At 58.2% G+C, this 21977-nt stretch carries 32 protein-coding genes, 1 tRNA gene and 1 riboswitch; of the genes, 23 read left to right on the top strand and 10 right to left on the bottom strand.

Annotated features, from left to right (window positions below; translation table 11 throughout):
* Positions 1–3: 3 nt before the first annotated feature.
* The gene (locus DAUD_RS09330) at positions 4–621 is read left to right on the top strand and encodes a hypothetical protein (protein ID WP_041570929.1); all 618 of its coding nucleotides are present in this window, start codon (positions 4–6) and stop codon (positions 619–621) included.
* A 181-nt stretch (positions 622–802) separates the two neighbouring features.
* Here DAUD_RS09330 and DAUD_RS11690 read toward each other — a convergent pair whose 3' ends face one another.
* From DAUD_RS11690 to DAUD_RS09310, 4 genes are all read right to left on the bottom strand, one after another.
* A complete protein-coding gene (locus tag DAUD_RS11690; protein ID WP_049752611.1) occupies positions 803–1384 on the bottom strand; it encodes an HD-GYP domain-containing protein in 582 nt (193 codons plus the stop codon).
* Positions 1385–1475: 91 nt separating this feature from the next.
* Positions 1476–1562, bottom strand: a riboswitch (cyclic di-GMP riboswitch).
* Positions 1563–1587: 25 nt separating this feature from the next.
* Positions 1588–2133 (bottom strand): CBS domain-containing protein, encoded by a 546-nt coding sequence (locus DAUD_RS09320; protein ID WP_012302912.1) that lies wholly within the window; start codon positions 2131–2133, stop codon positions 1588–1590.
* Positions 2134–2389: 256 nt separating this feature from the next.
* Positions 2390–2893: a hypothetical protein gene (locus DAUD_RS09315; RefSeq protein ID WP_166485177.1), complete on the bottom strand. Its 504-nt coding sequence runs from the start codon at positions 2891–2893 to the stop codon at positions 2390–2392.
* Positions 2894–3169: 276 nt separating this feature from the next.
* Complete coding sequence (locus DAUD_RS09310; protein WP_041570927.1) at positions 3170–3532, bottom strand: CrcB family protein; 363 nt, start codon at positions 3530–3532, stop codon at positions 3170–3172.
* A gap of 116 nt (positions 3533–3648) precedes the next feature.
* Between DAUD_RS09310 and DAUD_RS09305 the strand changes: the two genes are divergently transcribed.
* The 3 genes from DAUD_RS09305 to DAUD_RS09295 all read left to right on the top strand — a co-directional run bounded on the left by DAUD_RS09305 (position 3649) and on the right by DAUD_RS09295 (position 5757).
* A complete protein-coding gene (locus DAUD_RS09305; protein WP_012302909.1) occupies positions 3649–4164 on the top strand; it encodes an inorganic diphosphatase in 516 nt (171 codons plus the stop codon).
* 122 nt (positions 4165–4286) lie between these two features.
* Positions 4287–5399 (top strand): fructose-1,6-bisphosphate aldolase/phosphatase, encoded by a 1113-nt coding sequence (gene fbp / locus DAUD_RS09300; RefSeq protein WP_012302908.1) that lies wholly within the window; start codon positions 4287–4289, stop codon positions 5397–5399.
* 112 nt (positions 5400–5511) lie between these two features.
* Positions 5512–5757 (top strand): hypothetical protein, encoded by a 246-nt coding sequence (locus tag DAUD_RS09295; RefSeq protein ID WP_012302907.1) that lies wholly within the window; start codon positions 5512–5514, stop codon positions 5755–5757.
* Positions 5758–5841: 84 nt separating this feature from the next.
* On the opposite strand, the gene rnhA is transcribed toward DAUD_RS09295, so the two are convergent.
* The 3 genes from rnhA to DAUD_RS09280 are packed head-to-tail and all read right to left on the bottom strand — an operon-like array spanning position 5842 to position 7599.
* Positions 5842–6285, bottom strand: a complete 444-nt coding sequence (gene rnhA, locus DAUD_RS09290; RefSeq protein WP_041570926.1) for a ribonuclease HI — start codon at positions 6283–6285, stop codon at positions 5842–5844.
* The gene (locus tag DAUD_RS11685; RefSeq protein WP_012302905.1) at positions 6282–6635 is read right to left on the bottom strand and encodes an EscU/YscU/HrcU family type III secretion system export apparatus switch protein; all 354 of its coding nucleotides are present in this window, start codon (positions 6633–6635) and stop codon (positions 6282–6284) included. Before DAUD_RS11685 ends, rnhA begins: the two co-directional genes overlap by 4 nt.
* A 22-nt stretch (positions 6636–6657) precedes the next feature.
* Positions 6658–7599: a hypothetical protein gene (locus DAUD_RS09280; RefSeq protein ID WP_012302904.1), complete on the bottom strand. Its 942-nt coding sequence runs from the start codon at positions 7597–7599 to the stop codon at positions 6658–6660.
* Between the two features lie 145 nt (positions 7600–7744).
* Between DAUD_RS09280 and DAUD_RS12570 the strand changes: the two genes are divergently transcribed.
* A complete protein-coding gene (locus DAUD_RS12570; RefSeq protein ID WP_166485176.1) occupies positions 7745–7909 on the top strand; it encodes a hypothetical protein in 165 nt (54 codons plus the stop codon).
* Positions 7910–8136: 227 nt separating this feature from the next.
* On the opposite strand, the gene DAUD_RS09275 is transcribed toward DAUD_RS12570, so the two are convergent.
* The 3 genes from DAUD_RS09275 to DAUD_RS09265 all read right to left on the bottom strand — a co-directional run bounded on the left by DAUD_RS09275 (position 8137) and on the right by DAUD_RS09265 (position 9319).
* Positions 8137–8211, bottom strand: a tRNA-Thr gene (locus DAUD_RS09275).
* 32 nt (positions 8212–8243) lie between these two features.
* A complete protein-coding gene (locus DAUD_RS09270) occupies positions 8244–8837 on the bottom strand; it encodes a hypothetical protein (RefSeq protein WP_041570925.1) in 594 nt (197 codons plus the stop codon).
* A 5-nt stretch (positions 8838–8842) separates the two neighbouring features.
* Positions 8843–9319 carry a hypothetical protein gene (locus tag DAUD_RS09265; protein ID WP_012302902.1) on the bottom strand — a complete coding sequence of 159 codons (477 nt, stop codon included), beginning with the start codon at positions 9317–9319 and terminating at the stop codon, positions 8843–8845.
* Between the two features lie 194 nt (positions 9320–9513).
* Here DAUD_RS09265 and DAUD_RS09260 point away from each other — a divergent pair, with 194 nt between their 5' ends.
* From DAUD_RS09260 to cas6, 18 genes are all read left to right on the top strand, one after another.
* The gene (locus DAUD_RS09260) at positions 9514–9750 is read left to right on the top strand and encodes a ribbon-helix-helix domain-containing protein (protein ID WP_200858705.1); all 237 of its coding nucleotides are present in this window, start codon (positions 9514–9516) and stop codon (positions 9748–9750) included.
* Positions 9740–10096: a type II toxin-antitoxin system PemK/MazF family toxin gene (locus DAUD_RS09255; RefSeq protein WP_012302900.1), complete on the top strand. Its 357-nt coding sequence runs from the start codon at positions 9740–9742 to the stop codon at positions 10094–10096. The genes DAUD_RS09260 and DAUD_RS09255 overlap by 11 nt, the downstream gene beginning before the upstream one ends.
* 8 nt (positions 10097–10104) lie before the next feature.
* Positions 10105–10662: an ArsA family ATPase gene (locus DAUD_RS09250; protein ID WP_083756654.1), complete on the top strand. Its 558-nt coding sequence runs from the start codon at positions 10105–10107 to the stop codon at positions 10660–10662.
* Positions 10652–10981: a helix-turn-helix domain-containing protein gene (locus tag DAUD_RS09245; protein ID WP_012302899.1), complete on the top strand. Its 330-nt coding sequence runs from the start codon at positions 10652–10654 to the stop codon at positions 10979–10981. Before DAUD_RS09250 ends, DAUD_RS09245 begins: the two co-directional genes overlap by 11 nt.
* Positions 10978–11145 carry a type II toxin-antitoxin system RelE family toxin gene (locus DAUD_RS12565; RefSeq protein ID WP_166485175.1) on the top strand — a complete coding sequence of 56 codons (168 nt, stop codon included), beginning with the start codon at positions 10978–10980 and terminating at the stop codon, positions 11143–11145. Before DAUD_RS09245 ends, DAUD_RS12565 begins: the two co-directional genes overlap by 4 nt.
* 121 nt (positions 11146–11266) lie before the next feature.
* Positions 11267–11446: a hypothetical protein gene (locus tag DAUD_RS12560; protein ID WP_166485174.1), complete on the top strand. Its 180-nt coding sequence runs from the start codon at positions 11267–11269 to the stop codon at positions 11444–11446.
* Positions 11446–11655, top strand: coding sequence for a 4Fe-4S dicluster domain-containing protein (locus DAUD_RS09240; RefSeq protein WP_041570924.1), 210 nt, complete (start codon positions 11446–11448; stop codon positions 11653–11655). Before DAUD_RS12560 ends, DAUD_RS09240 begins: the two co-directional genes overlap by 1 nt.
* Positions 11656–11905: 250 nt before the next feature.
* Positions 11906–12799, top strand: coding sequence for a CRISPR-associated ring nuclease (locus DAUD_RS09235; protein WP_166485173.1), 894 nt, complete (start codon positions 11906–11908; stop codon positions 12797–12799).
* Between the two features lies 1 nt (position 12800).
* A complete protein-coding gene (locus DAUD_RS09230; protein WP_041570923.1) occupies positions 12801–12983 on the top strand; it encodes a hypothetical protein in 183 nt (60 codons plus the stop codon).
* 6 nt (positions 12984–12989) lie between these two features.
* The gene (gene csx15 / locus DAUD_RS09225; protein ID WP_012302897.1) at positions 12990–13370 is read left to right on the top strand and encodes a CRISPR-associated protein Csx15; all 381 of its coding nucleotides are present in this window, start codon (positions 12990–12992) and stop codon (positions 13368–13370) included.
* 178 nt (positions 13371–13548) lie between these two features.
* Positions 13549–14463, top strand: coding sequence for a CRISPR-associated protein Csx15 (gene csx15, locus DAUD_RS09220; RefSeq protein ID WP_012302896.1), 915 nt, complete (start codon positions 13549–13551; stop codon positions 14461–14463).
* A gap of 55 nt (positions 14464–14518) precedes the next feature.
* A complete protein-coding gene (gene cas10, locus DAUD_RS09215; protein WP_012302895.1) occupies positions 14519–16342 on the top strand; it encodes a type III-B CRISPR-associated protein Cas10/Cmr2 in 1824 nt (607 codons plus the stop codon).
* Entirely contained in the window at positions 16323–17498 is a 1176-nt protein-coding gene (locus DAUD_RS09210) for a type III-B CRISPR module-associated protein Cmr3 (RefSeq protein ID WP_012302894.1), read from the top strand. Before cas10 ends, DAUD_RS09210 begins: the two co-directional genes overlap by 20 nt.
* A gap of 98 nt (positions 17499–17596) precedes the next feature.
* Positions 17597–18865, top strand: a complete 1269-nt coding sequence (gene cmr1, locus DAUD_RS09205) for a type III-B CRISPR module RAMP protein Cmr1 (protein WP_242647842.1) — start codon at positions 17597–17599, stop codon at positions 18863–18865.
* 10 nt (positions 18866–18875) lie between these two features.
* Positions 18876–19742, top strand: coding sequence for a type III-B CRISPR module RAMP protein Cmr4 (gene cmr4, locus DAUD_RS09200; protein WP_012302892.1), 867 nt, complete (start codon positions 18876–18878; stop codon positions 19740–19742).
* Between the two features lie 2 nt (positions 19743–19744).
* Positions 19745–20122, top strand: a complete 378-nt coding sequence (gene cmr5 / locus DAUD_RS09195) for a type III-B CRISPR module-associated protein Cmr5 (protein ID WP_012302891.1) — start codon at positions 19745–19747, stop codon at positions 20120–20122.
* Entirely contained in the window at positions 20119–21090 is a 972-nt protein-coding gene (cmr6, locus tag DAUD_RS09190; protein ID WP_012302890.1) for a type III-B CRISPR module RAMP protein Cmr6, read from the top strand. Before cmr5 ends, cmr6 begins: the two co-directional genes overlap by 4 nt.
* A gap of 47 nt (positions 21091–21137) precedes the next feature.
* Positions 21138–21932 carry a CRISPR-associated endoribonuclease Cas6 gene (gene cas6, locus DAUD_RS09185; protein WP_012302889.1) on the top strand — a complete coding sequence of 265 codons (795 nt, stop codon included), beginning with the start codon at positions 21138–21140 and terminating at the stop codon, positions 21930–21932.
* The last annotated feature ends 45 nt before the right edge of the window (positions 21933–21977 follow it).

Below are 21977 nucleotides of genomic sequence, written 5' to 3'. Positions count from 1 at the left end.
AATGTGAAAAGCGGTTTTACAGATCCGGAAGCCGTACTGGACCCCGCCGCGCAATACGGCGGGCCGGCTGTACAGATAGACGGGCTGACGAACTGCGACTCGTTTCCCGCACAACAACCAACCCCTGCGCAATCACCCGCGGCAGATGAAAACGTCAGCATCGGGTGCATTGCTTGCGCAAGAGCACACTTTTCCACGATTGCCGGGACGCTTAAGGAGGCAATCCGGTTCGCCCGCGAGGACGACATCACCCACCCGGAGGTCCAGAGCAGGCTCGAGGCCGCGGAAGAAGAAGTCACAATCGTAGAAAGGCACGATTGGACCCCGGAGAAGACTCTCAACTCACCGCCCGGGGAAAAGCACGTGATACACCGGTTCTTTCCCGACCTTCGCAGGCTGCGGCAGCAAATCATGCAGATTACCACGGTCGACGACCTCGAACATGCGGCAGCCAATGCGGCGCTGCTATCCACCAACTTTAGACTGGCGGTGCTCGAGCTGCGCGGGGTCAACACCGACGGTTTTAAGGACGCCGCATCTAGACCCGGTGCCGGCGGGATGATTGTGCGAGAAGCCGGCTGCGATTCAGTCAAAAACCTGGAAGGCCAAGGAAGCCCCTGAAAGTCCTGATACGGGGTGGAGGTCCCACCCAGAACGACGCCGTGCTGGAGCGTTCGGGGGATTTTTGCGACCTGACATCAACTTCGGCCGCCCCTTTGAGGGTCCCGGCCGGGATGAGCAGCACCGCCTCTTCGTCCAAGCCGATGGTCCCACCGAGTTCTATAAATGCTAAGAATCAGCCCTACAGTCGTCCCAACTTGAGACTATTTGTTAAGATTCTGTCCGGCAATACCTCCAGTATGGCAGCCGACGTGAGACATCCCACTTTTCTGGCCTCCTTCAAGGCTTGGGCGTGTGTTAGAGTTTCCGGCCTGTATGGTCTGGGTTCAAGGCAGGCCGCATAAGCATCGCAAGTGCCGATCAACAGAGCCACCGGGTCGGGGTTTATCAGCTTGCGTGGATAGCCCCCACCCCCTTTTTTTTCGTGGTGTTGCTCTATAAGGGTGGCCACGCTTTCCGGTGCCCCTATTTGCCTGGCCAGATTGGCACTGCTAAAGGGATGTGATTCCATCAAGAAGAAGTCGGAATTGCTTAGCAGGTAGCGGGGCTTGGAAAAGAACTCTTCAGGCCAATGCAGTTTACCAAGATCGTGCAAGAGTGCCGCAAGAATGATTTCATCCTGCCTGTAGCCATTTGCCAGATTTGGGGCGGTCTCAAGAATGTAGGCTACCAGGGATGCAACACGTCGAGAATGAACTAAAAGACCCTGTGGTGAGCCGGACAGTAATTCAGCGGCTTGGGCAGCGATCAATAAAGGCTGCATGGGTATTCCTCCCTTTCTTCCCGATCCATTTAAGGGCTCCAACAAAAAAAACCGTACCACCAGTACGGAATAATCTCTTTAGTGCTTGATATCCGGCAACTGGCTGGCTTGGCGTATTATCGCTGTAGCCCCTCTAGTTTTGCGCCGTCACCTTTCGGCGACTTTGCCCTGAATCAGATACCATTTTTTTTTGAATTCGACACCTAGCAACTATTTCCTTCAGAGTTTCTGTTAGTTTTTGTCGAAGGGACAATTGCTTGACTTTTCCCTTCCTTGATTTTCTCACTACCTTGTTTTCGGGAGAAATCTTGGGGAGTAGGTTTATGTTTCGGCAAATCAAAAGCGTACCGCAGGAGGTCTTTCCAGGTGACAATGCCTCTTATTGTCCGATCCGCGCAAAGAACCGGCAGGCAGGAAATCTTATTGGCCAGCATTAACTCGGCAGCTTGCTTGACAGTCATATCTTCGGTGGCGGTAATCAGGTTTCTGGTCATGATATGGTGTGCCTTTTTTCTCAGTGTGTTCTGGTCACGGGCTTGCTCCGATAGAGTCCCAATAAAGCAACTAACATTGCGATACACGTCTCGGTCCGAGATGATTCCAACAAATGCCCCGGTTTCAGGACTTACGACCAACACATGGTGGAACCCGGCATGCTTGAATATCTCCAGAATCAAGCCAATCGAATCGTCCATTTCCACGGTGACCACTCTGGTAGTCATAATGTCTTTCACAGTAACAGAATCCATCACCGCACTCCTTCCCTGCTTCAATCTTTGGTGCTTTTGCCCTGAATTTGCTTGTTATACCCAATTTAGGCCATTTGGTGGATTCCGGTCAACTCCCGATTCAGGTGCGCCCGTGAGCCGGCCTGCAAGCAATCACAAGATGGCTAATACTGGTGACCATGAGCGCCGGGGCGCGCGCCTTGGCTGGAGGCATCGGGCGCGCTCGAGTAGCGAAAGGTTTTAACCAACACAACACCCGGTTTTTCGTCCGCACGGTCTAGCGTCTGCCGGGAGGAGGCACTCCCATCCTCCATCCCAGGCGCCGCGGCACGCGGGCCGACCGAAGGGCGGAAATGACCAAAATCAGACTGAAGAGCAGCAGCAGGCCGGCGGTAAACACGGTGAGCCACTGCGCGCCCACGTAGAGGAACACCCCGAGCGGCCCGGCGGCGAATGCGGCCCGGAACAGCCAGCGTCCCGGCGGGAGCGCCGGGCGGTCGGTGATCAGGGCCAATACTTCCCGGTAGAGCGCGCCCCCCAGCAAGGCTATGGAGAAAACCAGCCCGGCAGCGGCAGCCAAGAAATCGGCCAGTCCCCTCTCCTCTACCGCGCCGAGCGCGGATAGAAAAGTAAAAAACCCCTCCGTGACACCGTCACCGGCGGTGGGTAGGGGTATGTCCCTGAAACTCGAGCCGAGCCAGAGCACGCCCCCGGAGGCCAGCACCAGGACCAGCCCGCGGGGTCCATGCCCGGTCGTCAGCCGTTTCCACAACCTCCACACCACCATCCCCCCCATGAGCCACCCGAAAAAGACGTCAGACACCTTTCCCGCATTTTCGGTATGTCCCCAAAAAGGTTAGACCGCTTCATTAACTCCTTTACTTCCTTCCCCTCAGTGAAAGCATATGCTTCCCTTAGGCTAAGGTGTCATCCGATTGAAAAGGACTCTCACTGTGAAACCTTATCTTGGAAGGCAAAAAGGAGTCAGGTCGGTCAGGCCCCATTTTTTTCAGAAAGTCAAAGAAGGTAAAAAGGGGCCTGGCCCCTTTTTGGGGGGTTAGTCGAGTTTGACGCCCCGCTGCCGCAGTTCGTCCAGTTTGCGGTCGGAACAGTCGGTGCAGCGAAACTCCGGGTGTTTGTCCCGGGTCTTGTCGTAGTTCTTCGTGCGCACCAGGCGAAAGCCCCGGGCCACCCGGCCGCAGTCCGCACAGGCCACTTTCTCCCGGATCTCCCACTGGGGCGCCAGGACAGGCGAGGTGAAGATGAACTTGTCGACCCAGAAGAATATCAGGCCGCCGATCAAATTGGCGACGACAGTGGCGAAGGTCACGTGAAAGTTGCTCAGCCAGAGCAGCACCACGGCCAGAACCGGCGTGGACAGCTGCCAGCGCAGCAGGTACAGTGCGTACCGCTTGAACACGCTCCCACCTCCCGCATCAATTGTAAACACCGCGGCGGTACCCCGCAACCCGGTTTCGCGGGCGACTGGTACGGGCGGCGCGGCCGGGGCAAGCTAAGGGTGGAGGTGACTCAAAAATGTTCATACCCCACGCCAAAACGCCCCTGGAGGTCGAAGTGACCATCGAGATTCCCCGGGGCAGTTCCAACAAGTACGAATATGACCGGCGGCGGGGGATTATGCGCCTGGACCGAGTGCTGTACTCGCCGGTGCACTACCCCACCGATTACGGGTTCATCCCAAATACTCTGGCCGAGGACGGCGACGAGCTGGACGTGATGGTGATGATCTCCACGGCCACCTTCCCCGGTTGCCTGGTCGAGGCCCGCGTGCTGGGTGCCCTGGAAATGGCCGACGAGAAGGGCCGGGACGTCAAGATCCTGGCGGCGGCGGCACGGGACCCGCGCATGGACCGGTTCCGCACCCTGGCGGACGTTGACGCCCACCGCCTCCGGGAGATCGAGTACTTCTTCACCATCTACAAGGACCTGGAGCACAAGCAGACCCTCGTTCGCGGCTGGCGGAACCTGGATTTCGCCCGCGAGGTCGTTTTCCGCTCCCTCCGCCCCTATTCGGCGCCTACGGTCAAATAGCCGGTCCGTGGCGGCAAATGGCGAAAAGACGAGGGACTTTCATGTGGTATTCTAAAGGATATTCCAACGTAACGTAGAAATAGTATGGCAGACTTCAGCACAAGATGCAGGGGGAGGAGAACATGGACAAGACAGTCACACTCTCCGTTATCAAAGCGGACATTGGTGGGTTTGTGGGGCATTCCGGAGTCCACCCGGAGTTGCTGGAAAAGGCCAAGGGCATTCTCTCGGGCAGCCCGCTGTTGATAGACTTCCACGTGACTCACGTTGGTGACGATATCAACTTGATTCTCACACACGAGTTGGGACGCAACAACGGCGAGATTCACCAGTTAGCATGGGACACCTTCGTGGCTTGCACCGAGGTCGCCAAGAAGCTCAAGCTGTACGGCGCCGGCCAAGATCTCCTGGGGGACGCTTTCTCGGGCAACATCAAGGGGCTTGGACCCGGTGTGGCGGAGATTGAGGTCGTGGAGCGCAAGAGCGAGCCGGTCATCGTGCTCATGGCCGACAAGACCGAGCCCGGCGCCTGGAACCTGCCGCTCTACCGGATCTTCGCCGACCCGTTCAACACCATTGGCCTGGTGATAGACCCGAACATGCACGGCGGCTTCAACTTCGAGGTGCGCGACCTCATCGCACATAAGAAAATCATCTTCTCCGCGCCTGAGGACATTTACGACATGCTGGTTTTCATCGGCGCGCCCGGGCGCTACGCGATCAAGCGGGTTTTCCACAAGGCCAACGGTCAGATCGCGGCTTCGTCCAGCACCCAGCGGCTGAACCTGATGGCCGGGCGCTACGTGGGCAAGGACGACCCGGTGTGCATCATCCGCTGCCAGAGCGGCTTCCCGGCGGTCGGCGAGGTGCTGGAGGCGTTCGCCCGCCCGCACCTGGTCTCCGGGTGGATGCGCGGTTCCCACAGCGGGCCGCTGATGCCCGTTTCGGTCACCAATTCCTGCCCAACCCGGTTTGACGGCCCGCCCCGCGTGGTGGCGCTGGGCTTCCAGTTGGCGCAGGGCAAGTTGATCGGCCCACAGGATATGTTCGACGATCCTGCCTTCGACCGGGCGCGGGCCCTGTGCAACGAAATCGCCGACTACATGCGGAGCCTCGGGCCCTTCGAACCGCACCGCCTGCCCTTGGACGAAATGGAGTACACGACAATGCCCCTGGTGATGTCCAAGCTGAAGGACCGGTTCATCGACCTCAGGTTGAGCAAGACCAAGAGCTGACCAGGGCAGGCGACCCGAGAACGGCAAAGCCCGCCCGCTGTCAGGGTGGGCTTTTTCCTACCCGGTTTGACCCGGTTTCGCCATTCTTAGTTTTGTGAAAGGAAGCCCGGTGATGATCAAGATACCCCTTCTGGAAGTCAACCGCCTGGTGGAAGAAGCACTGGAACGCGAGCAGGCCCGGCACCGAAACGGCGTGATCGCCTTGTCGCGCCTGGAACTCTTTGTGTTTGACAACTTCGAGGTCGAGGTGATGTTCGACCTGGTCCCCGGTTCACCGGACATCAGCGCCCAGTTCGCCCGGGAACTCGAAGACGGGATCTACCGTTTGATACACGGTACCAGCTATACGGGCAATTAGGCAGCGCGGACGCGGGCAGCGCGGCGCCCGGGGTACCCGCGTGTACCCGCTCGGGGTACCCGCGTTAGCGGGTCGGGCGCCGCGTCAGCGAGCGCCAGGGGGAAGAGCCCCCCGGGCCAGAGCGTCGGCACGGTTGTTCAACTCGTTGCTGCCGTGCCCCTTGATCTTCCGGAACGTGACCCGGTGCCGCCGGGCAAGGCGCAGCAGTTCTTCCCAGAGGTCCCGGTTCTGAACGGGTTGCTTCTTGGCGTTCACCCAGCCATTTTGCTCCCAGCGTTCATACCACCGGTCCCGGAAACAGTTCACCAGGTAAGCCGAGTCACTGTACAGGGTGACCCGCCGCGGCTCTTCCCCCAGGGCCTGCAAAGACCTGATCGCCGCCAGGAGTTCCATCCGCTGGTTGGTCGTTTTCGGGTCTGACCCGGTAAGTTCCCGCCGGGCGACCCCGTCCAGGATTACGGCGGCCCAGCCTCCGGGCCCTGGGTTCCCGGAACAAGCCCCGTCGGTGTAAATCACCACTTCACTCATCGTCGGTTGTTCTCCCATCTATCTCCCTGCCTTCCGCCCCCGGCTCCAACCGGCGGTTGTCGGTCCTCCAGATAATATACCCAGGCGATCACTTGCGCCACAACTTGGTATAACTCCGGCGGGATTTCGCGGTCAAGGCCCAGCCCGGCCAACGTCCAGGCCAACTGCGGATCCCGGTACACCGGCACACCGGACGCCCGCGCCACCTCCTCAATCCGGGCCGCAAACAGGCCCTTGCCCACGGCAACCACCCGGGGAACGGCGTCAGGTCCGTCCTCGTAGGTCAGTGCAGCCGCTACCCGGGGTTTGTCCGGCCTCCGTGTTTCGCCGGACTTCCGTTCCCGCTTCACTATCCCACATCCTCACTCCAAATCACACCCGGATGTCCAGGGGTACGTACACAGGGCCCACGGCGCCCGCGAACAACTCCGCCACGGAACCCACCCGGCGGGTCTCCACCGTGAACGGCCGTACCTGGTACCCCAGATCGGCCAACCGATCTTCCAGCAACGGAACCGCCTCCTGAAACCGGGCCGCCCACCGGGCCTCAGGTATGATCAACCGCCCGCCCAGTCCCGTGCGATCCATTTCGAGGCTCACCCAGAACTCCCCGAACACACCGGACCGCAGGTGCAGCGCAACTTTTACGCCGGCCTCCAGTTCCGACCCGCCACCGGGGAAGACCAGGTACACCTGGCCCTGCAGCCGCTCCCCGCCGTTTAACGCCAGCGCCTGCACCACATCACGCCCGGACCTTGAACGGCCCTGGTTGAGCAGTTCCTGGCCCTCCGGGTCCGGATCCCAACCTAGGACGTACGCCACGATTTTGGCCAGGGCTCCCGGGCGCGAAGGCAGTTCCAGCACCTGCAGCCAGGCCAGAACCGGCCACAAATCCTTGCCGCCATACTGGGGCAGATCGCGACCCATCGCCAGAACCCGCAGTATCAGTTCCCGGTCGACCGGCAACCGCCAGCGCAACAACTCTCTGAGCAACACCTCCGTGTCCGCCCCAGGCGGAAGACCGAGCGCACGCACCAGTTCCCCCGCGGGCAGCCCGGGCTTTCCAGCCTCCAGCGGGGCCAGGTGCCGGACCGTGATCTGGTCGGACTGCACCTTTTCGACTATCGCCCAGAAGTGTTCCCCGGGGCGCGCCGGGAGAGCACCGGCCGCCCGGAAAAGCCGGCCGTCCAGGCCGACGATCCCCCCGTTCAGTCCCGGCTCCACCAGTTGCAGGCGGACCACCTGACCGGGAGCCAGGTTCCGGAACAGGTGCAGCCCGCCGCCGTCCCCCACGGGTCCAACAGGCTTGACCATCCCGAGCCACCTCGTATATCGTTCCTGGTCTTAGTTTCTCGCTGAATCCAGGCTTTTCCTTTAACTGATTTATCCATTGAGGTTCCCGGCATCACGGGACCGTTTGCCGGGCACGCTAACACAAACCTGAAGGGAGTGGGCGACGTTGAAGGGTGACATGACCAGTAAAGCGGTAATGGGACTCGGCGTCGGTGTCTCGACCCTTGGACGCCTCATCGGCGGACGCTTGGGGGCGATGATCCTGGGTTTTGGACTGGCACACATCTTCCTGGGCGTGCTTGACAAGTGGCGCCCGAGTGTGCGGTTCTAGGCCGCGGCCCGGCCCACTCCGGGCCCGGCCTTAAGTACTGTCACTTACCGGAGAAGCGCCAGTAGACCGGAACTTGCTCAAGCCATCCCTGTTGCCCGCCATGTTTTCAAAGCTCGTCAGATACAACGGAATGTTTCCTAAGTTTTGATCTATTAGGCAGTCTCCCCGGAGAAGTCCAGGCTCAAAAACAAAACTCCGGGTTAGATTCCCGGAGGCCTTTGCTTCATTGGAGCTGGTGGTCGGATTCGAACCGACGGCCTGCTGATTACGAATCAGCTGCTCTGCCGCTGAGCTACACCAGCCCGTAAACTGTCAAGAGACCACCCTTATCATTTTAGCAAGAATCGTGCCATTGCGCAATTGTCCCGATAGCCCAGCCGGCACCGGGTCTAGATGCGGCGTCCTTAAAACCGTCGGTGTTGACCCCGCGCAGCTCGAGCACCGCCAGTCTAAAGTTGGTGGATAGCAGCGCCGCATTGGCTGCCGCATGTTCGAGGTCGTCGACCGTGGTAATCTGCATGATTTGCTGCCGCAGCCTGCGAAGGTCGGGAAAGAACCGGTGTATCACGTGCTTTTCCCCGGGCGGTGAGTTGAGAGTCTTCTCCGGGGTCCAATCGTGCCTTTCTACGATTGTGACTTCTTCTTCCGCGGCCTCGAGCCTGCTCTGGACCTCCGGGTGGGTGATGTCGTCCTCGCGGGCGAACCGGATTGCCTCCTTAAGCGTCCCGGCAATCGTGGAAAAGTGTGCTCTTGTGCAAGCAATGCACCCGATGCTGACGTTTTCATCTGCCGCGGGTGATTGCGCAGGGGTTGGTTGTTGTGCGGGAAACGAGTCGCAGTTCGTCAGCCCGTCTATCTGTACAGCCGGCCCGCCGTATTGCGCGGCGGGGTCCAGTACGGCTTCCGGATCTGTAAAACCGCTTTTCACATTTATCACCTGCTTTCCCAAAAACCGTCTCGAATATTTTCCCCGTTTGCGGCGCAATCATTCCTGTACCACTCCACCCTTTTCAAATTCCCAGCCCTGACCACTATGCAAAATGGTTGCAAATCCCCCTTGCGCCGGGGTTCGGCAAAAACCCGCAAACCTATGCGGTTTAAGACCATTACGTAGACCGCTTTGTCCAGCGGGCTGTCGATTTCGGTCCGGCCCAGCAGGTGTTCCAGCAGGCCGGCCAGGCCCAGTTTGTCCCACAAGTGGCCGAAGACCAGTTCCGTGCCCCACTCCCGGGCCGACCGGACCAGGAGATCGGCGGCCTCGGCCTGGATCCAGCGCTTCTTGGAGAACTTGGCCAAGCCCTCGATGAGTCGGTCCAGTTTTTGCTCCTGGAATTCTTCCAGACGACCCAGGTTGGCCACGGTCTTTTGGCGCACCTTGCCGTTTTCGCGTACGCTCTCGATAAAACTCACAGTAGATTTCTTTCCACCGACAGCACTGGAATCTCATACGGCTTGCTGGGGAACTCCGACCCCCTCAATGCGCCCAACAAGGTGTGCCTCCAGATGAATTACCAGGGCGTGCCGAATACAAACGAATTTCTCCCCTAAGTATGATTGCCAGTATGCCTCTTGGTATGATATGCTTGTGGCAGGAGGTGGAGTCCGTGAACGCGAAAATCGCCGTAAGTTTGCCGGAACAGCTTCTCTCCGTTTTGGATTCCTTGGCCCGGAAATGGGCCACCACCAGAAGCGGCGCTGTAGCCGAGCTGCTGCGGCGTGCGGAGCAGGAGGAGCTGGAGGTCCGGCTCAGGCAAGGCTATCTTGAAATGGCGGAGCTTCACAAAGCCCACGCCGAGCTTTTCCTTCCGTCGCAAGCAGAGGTGTTTCGCGGTGGAGATTAAACGTGGCGATGTTTTCCTGGTGAACTTTAACCCGGCGCGGGGAAGTGAGCAGGCGGGCTGTCGGCCCGCCGTCGTCGTTCAAAACGATGTGGGCAACAAGTATGGCCCAACCACAATTGTGATCGCAGTGACCACTACTCTCAAGGATTACCCCTTCCTGGTGAAGTTAAGCGCTGGAGAAGGGGGACTGGAGAAAGACAGCACGGCCAATGCCGCCCAGGTGTTGACCGTGGACAAGTTGCGCTTGGTGCGCAAGCTGGGGAATCTCACTTCAGAGAAAATGCGCGAGATAAATCGGGCGCTGGCGGTGAGCCTTGGGTTGACTCTCGGAGAGACCCAGGATTAAGCCCCCACCTGACGGCAGCCGTCACGCCAACGGCTGCGGGACAAGGACCGCGTTTCGAGTGGAAAAGCACGGCCCTAAACCTGTTCGGCTTTCCCACCGACGCGGTGGTGATCAACCGGTTGCAGCCCGCCGAGCTCAAGGACGAGCACTTCCGCGTCTGGAAGGAGTTGCAGGAGCGGTACGTCACGGTGATCGAGGAGAGCTTCGCGCCCCTGCCGGTTTTCCGCGTGCCCCTGTTCGACCGGGGGATGGTGGGACCGGACGCCTTGCGGGAGCTAGCCCGCGCCTGCTTCGGCGCGGAAGATCCCGCACGGCTGTTTTACCGGGGTCTGACGCAGACGATCGAAAAGGACCAAGACGGGTACCTGGTTTCCCTCCGGCTGCCGTTCGTGGACAAAAAGGACGTGTCCCTGACGCAGAAGGGCGACGAACTGTACGTTCAGGCCGGGGACTGCAAGCGCAACATGTTGCTGCCGCGCACGCTGGCGGGAAAAGAGGTCAAAAACGCCGTGCTGGAGGGCGGCGTGCTGAAAATTTGGTTCAGAGGTGAGGCCGATGACCGATGAAAAACCGAAGGCTGGCCTTGACCCGGATGGAATTCCCCCGGAAGAAGCTGCTGAGCGCTTGGCCGTAAGCCCCAAAAGCATCTGGGAGTGGCTGCGGCAGGGGAAACTCAAGGGGGTCAGAGCGGGAAGGCTCTGGCGGATAAGGGAGCGGGATCTGGAGGCCTTCCTAGACCCCGTGCTTCACACCCTGGAGAAGGCTCCAGAAGACGATGAGCCGTTAACCGAAGAGGACAAGAAAGCCGTAGCCGAAGCGGAGAAGGCAATAGCTCAGGGTAAGACCAAGCCCTGGGAGCAGGTCAAAAGGGAAATGGGACTATGAGGCTTGAGGTGACCGAGCCGGCCCAGAAAGACCTGGCCGACCAGGACAAGAAAACCCAAAGGCGCATTAAGACTGCCCTGGACAGACTTTTGACCTACCCGCAAGCCGTAGACCTGAAGAAACTCCAGGGTAGCCCGGGCATTTGGCGGCTGAGGATGAACTGATGGCTAAAAAGAGGAGTGGCCTAAGCCAGGCAAGGGGGTCTCTTTACGGATTAGCTGGGCTCCTGGGATCCGCCGACGGTGGCCGAAAATCCGGCTCGGCTGGCGGTACTTTCTGGCGTCGGTGGTGTGGTTCGTCGTTAGCTCGGTCGGCTTTTTGCTCCTGATCATCCCAGGAATATACATCTTTTACCGCCTGCGCCTTTATTCGTTTTTCCTGGTGGATCACAACTGCGGCACCGTGGAGTTCCTGCGGCTGAGCTGGGCCGCCTTTCTGCAAGCTTGTCTGCCCGGTGCCTGGTAATGAAACCGCCGGCCGCGGTGGCGCTGATCACTATTGCACCGTCCGGAAAACCGGAGGCGGCCTGTGTAAAGTGCGGTCAATGTAATCGTGTCTGCCCGATGGATGTTGACGTGATGTCTTTCATCAGCCAGGGAAAGAAAGTCCGGGACACCGAGTGCATTCTGTGTATGGAATGCCGGCTGGTCTGCCCCGCCGGGGCCATTGCCTGAGCCGCGACCGGACATAGTTTGCATCCCAACCAGCAGCCCGCCGGCGGTCGATTTGTCGAATAGCCCCGAATTATCTCGCATTTCTCCGATATCAGCGTAAATCAGCGGAAAACGACAATATCCTGCAGGAAATCGCCCGGCGACATCGAAATCCCCTTCAACTAATAACAAGCATTTGGCAAGAGAGGTAACACATTACTACGCTAAACGTTAATGAATAAACTGGTCGCCCCGCCGGAAGTGAGGCAGGATGAAAGTGACCCCTGTGATGTCGGGAGCTCCGGGTCGTCATGCTACTTTGATCTGTACCCTGGGAGTGGAACCCCAGGTGGTGACCATTACTCTTGACTGTCTCCTGGCTGAAGGCGCGCCGGTGGATGAGGTAGTAGCCGTCCACACCGAGGACGCCGGTGTCCGGGAGGCCCTGGCGGTGCTGGAAGAGGAGTTCTCCGGTGTAATCTACCCCAGCGTGACGCTGCGGGCGGTTCCGGTGACCGTGCCCGGCGGCCCGGTCGCCGATTTCCGGGGCGAGGATGAGCTGCGCGGCCTCCTGCGCGCTCTTTACACCGAGGTCCGCCGGGCGCGGGAGCAAGGGCGGGTTGTGCACCTGTGTGTGTCGGGCGGCCGCAAAGTCATGGGGATCATGGCGGTGGTTGTCGCTCAGCTCCTTTTCGGCCCCGAGGACCGTGCCTGGCATCTGGTCACCGAGGGCTGGCGGCCCGGCGCTGAGCGCCGCCTGCATCTGCCGCCGGGAGAGAAAGTGTGGCTCGTGCCGGTCCCGGTACTGCGCTGGAGCGAAGCGGCTACGCTGATGCGTACGGTGGCCGAGCTGGATGATCCGGCGGCGGTCGTGGAATGGTACGAGAAACTGAGCCGCGAAGCCCGGGAACGGCGGAAGGGGGAGTTCATCCGCCGCTGGCTGACCCCGGCCGAGCGGGAGGTAGTCCGCCTGGCCTGCAAAGGCTTGGATAACGCGGCCATCGCCAGAGCCCTCTTCAAGGGGGAGCAGACCGTGGCCAACCAACTCGGCGCCGCCTACGAGAAGCTGAGGGAGTGGCTTGAGTACCCTGAGGGCAACGTCGACCGCTCCCGGCTCATCGCCGAGTTCGCGCCTTACTTTGTTTTCACGGAGGAAGAGGGATAAGGTGCAAATAACCTACACCGAAAAGTTTCTCATCTTAGACCAGGAATATGAGTTCAACAACATGGAGCTGGCAAGGGCGCATGGGATCACGGTAATCGAACTTCTCTCAGCGCAAAACGGAGAGTTGTCGAAAGAAGACACGGAAAAGCTGGTACAAACGGTGAAAAAAGAACTGGGAGGATAAAAAACCTTGATTCTCCTTAACTTTTCCCATCCCCTTACTGCGGAGCAGTTGCAACAACTGGAAGAGCTTGCCGGGAGAAAGGTGGACCGGGTGGTCGAGATCGACGCCCAGATCGACCCCCAGCAGCCCATCGTTCCCCAGGTCGTGGGCATGGTGGACCGGGCCGGACTCACAACGGAGGAGTGGCAGACGTTGCCCATTCTTATTAACCCGCCGTCTCTGAACTTCAGCGCGGCGACCCTCCTGGCCGAGCTGCACGGGCGTTGTGGCTACTTCCTGCCGGTGGTGCGCCTCCGGCCGGTGGCCAACAGCGTACCGCCCCGCTTCGAGGTGGCCGAGATAGTGAACCTCCAGGCGGTGCGGGAAGGAGCACGGGGGAAAAGGTAGGCAGAGGAGAGGGGAACTAATGATACCGAAACAATGGTGAACTTGAAGATACGAAGGATTACGAGGATTACAGTGAAACAGCGGAAGTGGGTTGCTTTATGCCTGCGAAACGAATCGCTCACGAAAAACTGCGGCAAGGTGCTGTGTGTGATAGCTTTCTGAGAAAGGGGCAGGAATCGTGAATGAGGCTATTTGGCGGCGCATTAAAAGATATGTTGATCTTGGCCGCGAAGCGCCAAAGGTAGAGCTCAAACAAACCTTGGACCTTTCCACAAGGGAGAAGCAGGCGGAGTTTGTCAAGGACGTTACGGCCATTGCCAACACCCCGGGCGGTACCGGTTACGTTATTATCGGTGTTTTGGACAACACAAAATGTCCCCGAGATCGGTTCTTGCCAGAGAATTACGTAGTGGGCTTTTCACCATCGGATCCGGACGAACTGGAGAGACAAATGATAGTGGCACTGAGCAATTATTGCGATCCGGCTCCAGAAATCGCGTTTACCCAAGTTTTGCATCCCCAAACTGGCCGCAACATCGGCGTAGTAACGATCGCCCGCTCCGCCGGGAGACCACATAAATTCATTCGTGGGAGTACTGGGATTGAGCGGCAGGATGTATTCATACGCCGTGGTACCGCTACATTCAAGGCGTCTCCTCAAGAAATCATCGAAATGGCGCAAGCCCCAGCATTTCCAGAAGTCATCGCGATTAATTTCAGTAGCCATCCGCTTACCAGTTTTCAGCAGGAACAACTCAGGGAGAGATTTCATGTCCACATAGAAGAGTTAATTGAACTGCCGGTCCATTTTCTTGCTCAAGAAGACCTAAAGCCTCAGGCGAAGAAGTGGATTGAAGAGGTGGGTCTGGCTCTGGAGGAATGGTCCGAGAAAAATATAGTTCTTATTCTGCCAGGCCTTGCCCCTGGAGCCGCGACTATTTTAGCCGCTATTCACGGCCTGCGGGGAGGCTTCCCCAAGATCTTGTGGGTTTATCAAGCTCCCAACGACCGTACCCAGTACGAGGTTGCGCAAGTTGTTGACTTGCAAGCCTTGCGCGACATGGGAAGGGAGATCCGCAGTAGCGTCCTGTGATAGAAAGATACAAATTCTTTGCCTGGCTTAGTTTTAGGAGGAAGGATGGGGGCTTATGGCTGAGATGCACCTTGTCGTTTTTCACATTGGACCGGTTCAGGATTTCATCGCTACCGCGCGGCGCAGTCGCGATCTTTGGTTTGGCTCGTGGTTGTTGAGTGAACTGGCAAAGGCCGCCGCGCTGGAAATCGTGCAGCAGAATGGGAACGATATTTCCTGCCTTGTGTTTCCAGCCCCTGATAAGTTAGAGCAGTTGAAGTCTTTCGACTTCAACGCGCCCAACAAAGTCGTAGCCCGGGTAAGGTGCGATCCGGCGGAATTGCGCGAGTCCGTCCGGGAAGCCATACTCAGGCGCCTTTGCGAAATTTGTGATGATGCCTACAAAAAGATTAAGGGCGGGTTTGATCGTGAAATTGCTAAGCGGCAGGTGGAAGACTTTCCTGAGTTCTTCTGGGCTTCCTACCCCTTTAACGGTAACTACAAACAGGCGCGTGACTTCGCCGAAGCCCTCCTGAACGCCCGGAAGGTGACGCGCAACTTCGCGCCCATTACGTGGGGAAGCCCCGCTCCCAAATGTTCTCTCGACGGGTGCCGGGAGTCGGTCATTACCGGGAGTGTATACAGTCGGATGAATGAAAGCCAGCTTTATGAAAATTACCGCGTGCAGCGTGGCGAGTATCTGTGCGGGGTATGTTTATTAAAACGTCACGGGAGGCGCGGATCAGAGGAGTATTTTTTCAGTACTTCCCACGTGGCTGCTCTCCCTTTGCTGGAAAGGCTCACCAACCAGCACCAGCCTCTTGTGGATGCATACATCGGAAAATTGAAGGAACTTGGCATCACGGCGGATGCCCTGCAAACGGTGTGGCTGCATCATCCCGTATTTGGTCCCCATGACGGCCAGTTGTTATTTGAAGAGCGCCTGCGCGAATTTTTCAAAGAAGAAGAAGAAGGGAAACTGTTGCAAGCCAAAGAGGCGCTGCGCACTTTCCTAAAACAAGCCTTTGACAGCAAAAAGCCGCTTCCTTATTACACGCTTCTCCTCGCCGACGGTGATCACGTGGGTAAAGTTATTGATACCCAGGAAACTCCCGAAAAGCACCAAGAACTTTCCCGTTCTCAGAGCCGCTTTGCCCTAGAGGTCCGAGATATAGTACAGCACCACCAGGGTTCGCTTTTATATTCCGGTGGCGATGATGTGCTGGCTCTTGTGCCCCTGCACACGGTGCTGGCGTGCGCCCGTAGCCTGGCTGAGACGTTCCGCCAGCGGTTTGCTGGTTTTAAAGCAGAAGATGGCGGAAAGGAAATATCCCTTACCCTTTCGGTCGGCATTGCTGTTGTCCACCATCTTGATCCCCTCTCTGATGCCCTTGAGTTGGCGCGGCGAGCGGAAAAAGCCGCTAAATCCGTAGGTGGCAAAAACGCCTTGGCGGTAACGCTCAGCAAACGAGGTGGGGTGGAGCGGACCGTTAAAGATACGTGGGGCGTCCTGGACCGGCGGCTGGAACGGTTCATTGACCTGCATCGAGCCGAAGCCGTACCTGATGGAGCCGCTTACGAACTACGCGACCTGGCCAGGCAGCTCGAGGCGTCAGATGAAAATTTAAAGAGTACGCTTCAAAAAGCAGCGTACGCAGAGGCTAAGCGTATTTTGCGCCGCAAGAAGGCCCGGCGTGGTACTGAGCCAATAGCGGAAGATATTCTCAGTGAGCTAGAGGTTTTCCTTGACAAGGATAGGTTTTCTTTCGAAAAACTTAAGCAACTGGCTGACGAACTCATCATTGCCCGAGAATTTGCTGCCGCCATGGATCTGACTAATATACCCCTGCCTGTACCCTCAACCGGCGAGGTGATAAAAAATGACCGTCTGGATCATTGAACCCCGCGATCCCCTTATTGCCCGCGACGGCCGCCCCTTCGGGCCTGTGCCCGGCGCGCGAGCGGAATCACTAGCCTTTCCCTTTCCTTCGACAACTACAGGGGCTGTCCGCACACGCAACGGGCTCGATGCGTCAGGTTGCTTCCAGCCCGGGGAGGTTCCCCGGGTGAAGCAGATTAATGTCCGGGGGCCGCTGCTGGTGGAGTTGGATGCTGGCACGGGGGACGTTACCCGCTGGCTGGTTCCGGCGCCTGCTGACGCGCTTTTACTCGAACTTAAATCAGCTGATACTGCCAAAGCAGAAATCAAGCAGCTTGTCCCCTTACAGTTACCGCCGGGAGCAGGCACAAACCTTCCAGAGGCTATGGCACTGGTAGGCATGCCCCACCGGGATCCGCGTAAGCCATCCACCAAAGCACCGCAATATTGGGACTGGGACTCCTTCCAACAGTGGCTTTTAAATCCCCAAGAACGTGATGAGGTTTCTCTATCCGACCTGGGACATGACGGTCTGGTGCGGGAGGCGCGGATGCATGTAAGTATACGGCCGAATACGCAAACAGCAGATGAAGAGCGGGGCGCCCTTTTTCAAACCCGGGGTCTGGAGTTTATTCATATGCCTGAAAAACAGGCGCTTTCCAAGGCGCGGCGGCTGGGGCTGGCGGTGGCTACGGACGCTCCCAGCCTGAAACCAGGGATTGGTCCTCTGGGCGGCGAACGGCGCCTGGTCTTTTGGCGGCGAAGCAACGAAACGCTTCCATCCCTTTCCGGAGCTCTGGAGGAGAGAATCGCTGCCCTGGGCCACTGCCGCCTCATCCTGCTGACGCCGGCACACTTCAAGGCGGGCTGGAAACCGGCGTGGCTCCTTGAAGGCCGGGAAGGTGTGATACCGTCCTTGCAGGCGGTGGCGCTCAAGAGGTGTCAGACTGTTTCTGGCTGGGATTTCGCGAAGGGCGAGCGTAAGCCCACCCGTCGCCTGGCGCCTGCAGGCACGGTGTACTTCCTGAAACTTGATGGTGACAGCGCGGCGGTTAAAAGGTGGATAGACACCATTTGGATGCACTGTGTCAGCGACGAGGAGCAGGATCGCCGCGACGGGTTCGGTCTTGCCGTTCTTGGGGTGTGGGACGGCACATTTCACCGGATGGAGGTGTGAGAGCAGCTATGAGAAGACTACCAGGAGATGGGAACGGTAGGGAACCTGTGCCGCCCCCTGTCCAGCCTCAGCTTAGCCGACGGGTGATAGGCAGTCAGATGGTGCCGCTGGTGACCCAAATCCGCAGCTACGAATTGATTACCCCCCTGTTTGGTGGCGGTGTGGAGCCGGGAGAGACCGATCCGGTAACGGTCATCCGGGGCCCGGAAATTCGGGGGCAGCTGCGTTTCTGGTGGCGCGCCTGCCGGGGCGGGCGCTTCAACGGCGATCTGGCGGCGATGAAAGAGGCGGAGGATGAACTCTGGGGGGCAGCCAGCACAGAGAGAAAACCAATGCCGTCCCAAGTGGAGATTATGATCTCGATCGAACAAAGTGGGGAGAGCAAGCACCCGTTTGAGGTTGTCGCGGGTTTGGTAGACGGGCGTAAAGACCAACCAAAACCGAAAGTTAAAGCGAATGAAATTGTAGCCCCCGCTTACGCGGCATTTCCTTTGCAACCGTCGGAAAAGGAAATGCGGGCCGGCGGTATCGGCATGCAAACTAAAACGGTGCGCACCAAGGTCTGCTTTACGTTGAAGATCACGTATCCCGAAAAACGGCGAGAGGAGGTAGAAGCCGCGCTCTGGGCCTGGGAGACTTTTGGCGGCATTGGTGCCCGCACGCGGCGTGGTTTTGGGGCGTCGAAGCTGGTTAGTGTTGACGGCAAGCCCGTTACTCCATCCAGGGCCAATGAGGTTGAAGCCAAAATTCGCAAAGGCCTGCAAAAGCACGTGGTCAGCGGGACCTGGCCTGCCAGCGTGCCGCATCTTTCCTTGAATCCGCGTATGAAAGTTACAGGTAGGCGTTCGGACCCTATCGCCGCCTGGGAGTATCTGGTCAAATGCCTCCGAGACTTTCGCCAGAGCCGCTACCCAGGGGCCTCTCCAAGGCAGCCGGGGCGCAGCCAATGGCCCGAGCCGGATGAAATCAGAAGACTTACAGACCGTCGATGCGACAGGCACGCCAGGTCCCTTTCGACAGTGAGGAAGTTCCCGCGGGCGGCCTTCGGGTTGCCGATTGTATTTCATTTCAAGGACGAGAAGATCGGTGACCCATACGATACTATACTGCAGGGTCGAGATTACGAGCGCCTGGCCAGCCCCCTTATCTTGCGGCCGTTAGCCTGCGCGGATGGTGCTGTTGGCCTGGCAGTGGTTTTAGAAGGAACGGGTGTCACGGTGCTCCCAGACAGCCTGATTCTTAGAAAAAAGGAAGAAGTCGATATAAGCTGGCCGGTGGAGGCGGCAATCGAGGCTCAAGAGGCTCAAGAGTTATCGCCGCTCAATGGGATCCCAGATGTCTTACAGGCTTTTTTAAAGAAACTCTAATGAGGAGGTTATGACGGTGGAGGCACGCTTGCTCTTCGTGTACGCGCTTTCTTCTCTGCACGCAGGGACGGAGCAGGGTGTGGGGGTGATCGATCTCCCAGTGGCCCGCGAAAAGGCTACGGGCCTGCCTTACCTTCCTGGCTCTTCCCTTAAGGGGGTACTGCGCGATGCCTGTAGGGATAATGAAATGCGGAAAAAGGTTTTCGGTCCCGATGCCGATAGCGCCCACGAGCATGCCGGCTCAGTCCAGATCTCGGACCAGCGGCTGCTCTTGTTGCCCGTGCGTAGCCTTAAGGGAACGTTTGCGTGGGTTACATCACCCTACATTTTGCGCCGCTTCCTTCGGGATGCAGAAAACGTAGGGGTTTCTAGCATACCTTCGGGTGTCCCTGTACCCACCCTGGAAACTTCCTGCCTTGTATCCAATGACGGCTCTGCGATTGTACTGAACAACCAGGTCATCCTGGAGGATCTGGACCTGACCGCCGAAACCAATAGCGATGCGCGCGAGTGGGCAGAGTGGATTGACAGACAGGTTTTCCCGGATGACACCAGCGGGCAGGAGATGCTAAACGCGCGTTTTTGCGTTGTGCATGACGACGTGATGAGCTTCCTGCTTGATACTGCGACGGAAGTCTTCGCCCGCGTCAGGCTGCGCGAAGACGCAAAAACGGTGGAAACAGGCGGGCTCTGGTACGAAGAGGCCCTGCCGGCAGAGACGGTTCTTGCGGGGCTGATACTCGCGAACCCGGTTAAGGCGAAACCAGATGAGGTGTTTGAAACCTTTAGCGGGTTAATGGAAAAGCCGCTGCAGTTAGGTGGCAAGGCGACGGTCGGTCGCGGCCTGTGTCGCCTTCGGATGATAGGGGGAAATTAGCCGTGCAGACACGCAACCAGGAGTATGCCGCCAAGATTTTTGAGCAGGTGATGCAGGTACGAGATGAGCTGGGAAAGGATGGGAGTAACAATTACGGCTCCCTGGCTCACAGGTTGCCGGTGTTTGTCCGCACGGCGGGATTGGCGCAGGCGCTGGCGTTCGTTGAGGCCCGGGACGGTGCCGCCGGGAGGAAATTGCTCAGGGATATTGCTGCTGTTGTCAACGAAGAAGAACTGCTTGCTCGCAGCCGCACAGCAGAACTTCCTGAATATATGCTTCTCACACGCAACGTGCTAGCAGCACTGGCCTGGTACAAGCGATTCGCCCAGTCAGTGTTGGGTGTGGAGGCAGGCGCGGACAGGGAGGGGGTGGGCGAATGAGCACGAGGCGGACTTGCCTTGTCAGCGCGCGAAAAACGCCGACGACGAACGCCGGGCTTTGGCTGGACAAATTCATCCGCAATCAGGCTAGAGAGGATAAGGATAGCCGCCATGATCTAGTGCGAGAGGTATCTGATATACCGGTGCCGGAGGAGTACTCACGCTGGTTTGAGCGTTGGCGGCGGGTATTACAAGATTATGGAGCCGCATGCAGGGTGGCCGAGGTTTTAGGGCGCATAGCCGTGGGCTTGGGCGAAGAGAGCGTCCTGGAAACATCGGTTGCATTGCACCATACCTATGGCGTGCCCTACATTCCCGGTAGTGCCCTCAAAGGACTGGCCGCCAGCTTTGCCCGTCAGTATTTAGGGGATGATTGGCAGGCGAACGCCGGGGCATATAAGACAGTTTTTGGCGATACCGATACCGCAGGCTACGTCATTTTTTTCGATGCGCTGCCCCTGCCTGGTTCCAGGCTTTTATACCCCGATGTGATTACTGTCCATCATGAAGGGTACTACCAAAAAGGGGACAAGCCTCCGGCGGATTGGGACAGTCCGAACCCGGTCCCGTTCCTGTCGGCCACGGGCAAATATCTGGTGGCGTTAGCAGGGCCAGATGCCTGGGTAAAGGCGGCGTTCGAGATTTTACAGTACGCCCTCCTTAACTTGGGCGTAGGAGCGAAAACCTCCAGCGGCTACGGACGATTGAGGTTGGAGTCAGTTCCTCCCATTACCGGCGTAGAGGACAGAAAGGTTGATCAGTTAATTAACCAGATCCGGGCGTTGAGGACTTCGGAAGTTGCAGGACGCATTCAGGCCTTTTATGAACAGTGGTGGAAGCTTGATGTTAGCCCGGAGCATAAACGCCGTATAGCAGAGGCCATTGTGGCCAAGGTGAAGGAAGCCGGACGTGAGAAGCAGTCACTGGACAAAGACTGGTACAGAGAGTTGCTGGAGAGCCTTCGTTAATCGGCGTCGGGGTATATTTATATGTGAAGCGGGAGGGGAAATTACCCATGCAGCTCACTATCTTCTTTAGCGCTCCCGGGCCGGTGGCCATACCCGTCCAGTACGGGCACTTGCTCCAGGGGTTGATCTACCGCCGGATGGATAATCCGGTACTCAGGAGCTACCTGCACGAGCATGGCTTTGCCCTGGAGAAGCGCCGCTTTAAGCTTTTCACTTTTTCTCGCCTGATGGGACAGGCGGTGACCTACGACCAGGCGGCTGGACGGCTGGTGCTTACGCCGCCGTTGCGACTGGTGATCTGTTCCCCCATCCCTTTCATCCTCCAGGAGCTGGGAACCGGTTTTCTCCGCCAGGGCCGGGTCCGTCTGGGCGATGCCCACCTGGAGGTGAAGAAGATGGCGACGGCAGCCCCGTGGGTAACACGGGAGACCCTTCAGGTGCGGATGCTTTCCCCGCTGGTTGTTTACAGTACCCTTTCCGGCGTTGACGGGCGGAACTACACGTATTATTATTCGCCCTTTGAGCCGCGCTTCACCGAGCTGGTGGCAAGCAACCTTGCAAAAAAGCACTTTTTGGTCTACGGGCAGCCGGCGCGGGCGGAGGGCTTCGCCATCCGGCCGGTGCGGGTGGAAGACCGGGACCTGAAGGTTACTTACTATAAAGATACTGTCATCAAAGGTTGGATGGGGGAGTACGAACTTTCAGGCGATCTGGAGCTTTTGCAGCTGGCCCTGGACGCAGGTCTGGGGTCGAAAAATTCCCAGGGTTATGGGTGCTGCAACCTGGTAGAAAAGGCTTCTCAAGTTAGTAGTCGCTATAGGCGGAATAGTAATATTATGTAATTGCTGCAACCTGGCGGAAGGTCTCCTGCCCGGTTCAGGGGAAAA

Source organism: Candidatus Desulforudis audaxviator MP104C (genome assembly GCF_000018425.1).
Taxonomy (GTDB): domain Bacteria; phylum Bacillota; class Desulfotomaculia; order Desulfotomaculales; family Desulforudaceae; genus Desulforudis; species Desulforudis audaxviator.
The sequence above is the reverse complement of the archived record's forward strand: the minus strand, read 5'-3'. Positions and strand labels throughout refer to the sequence as shown.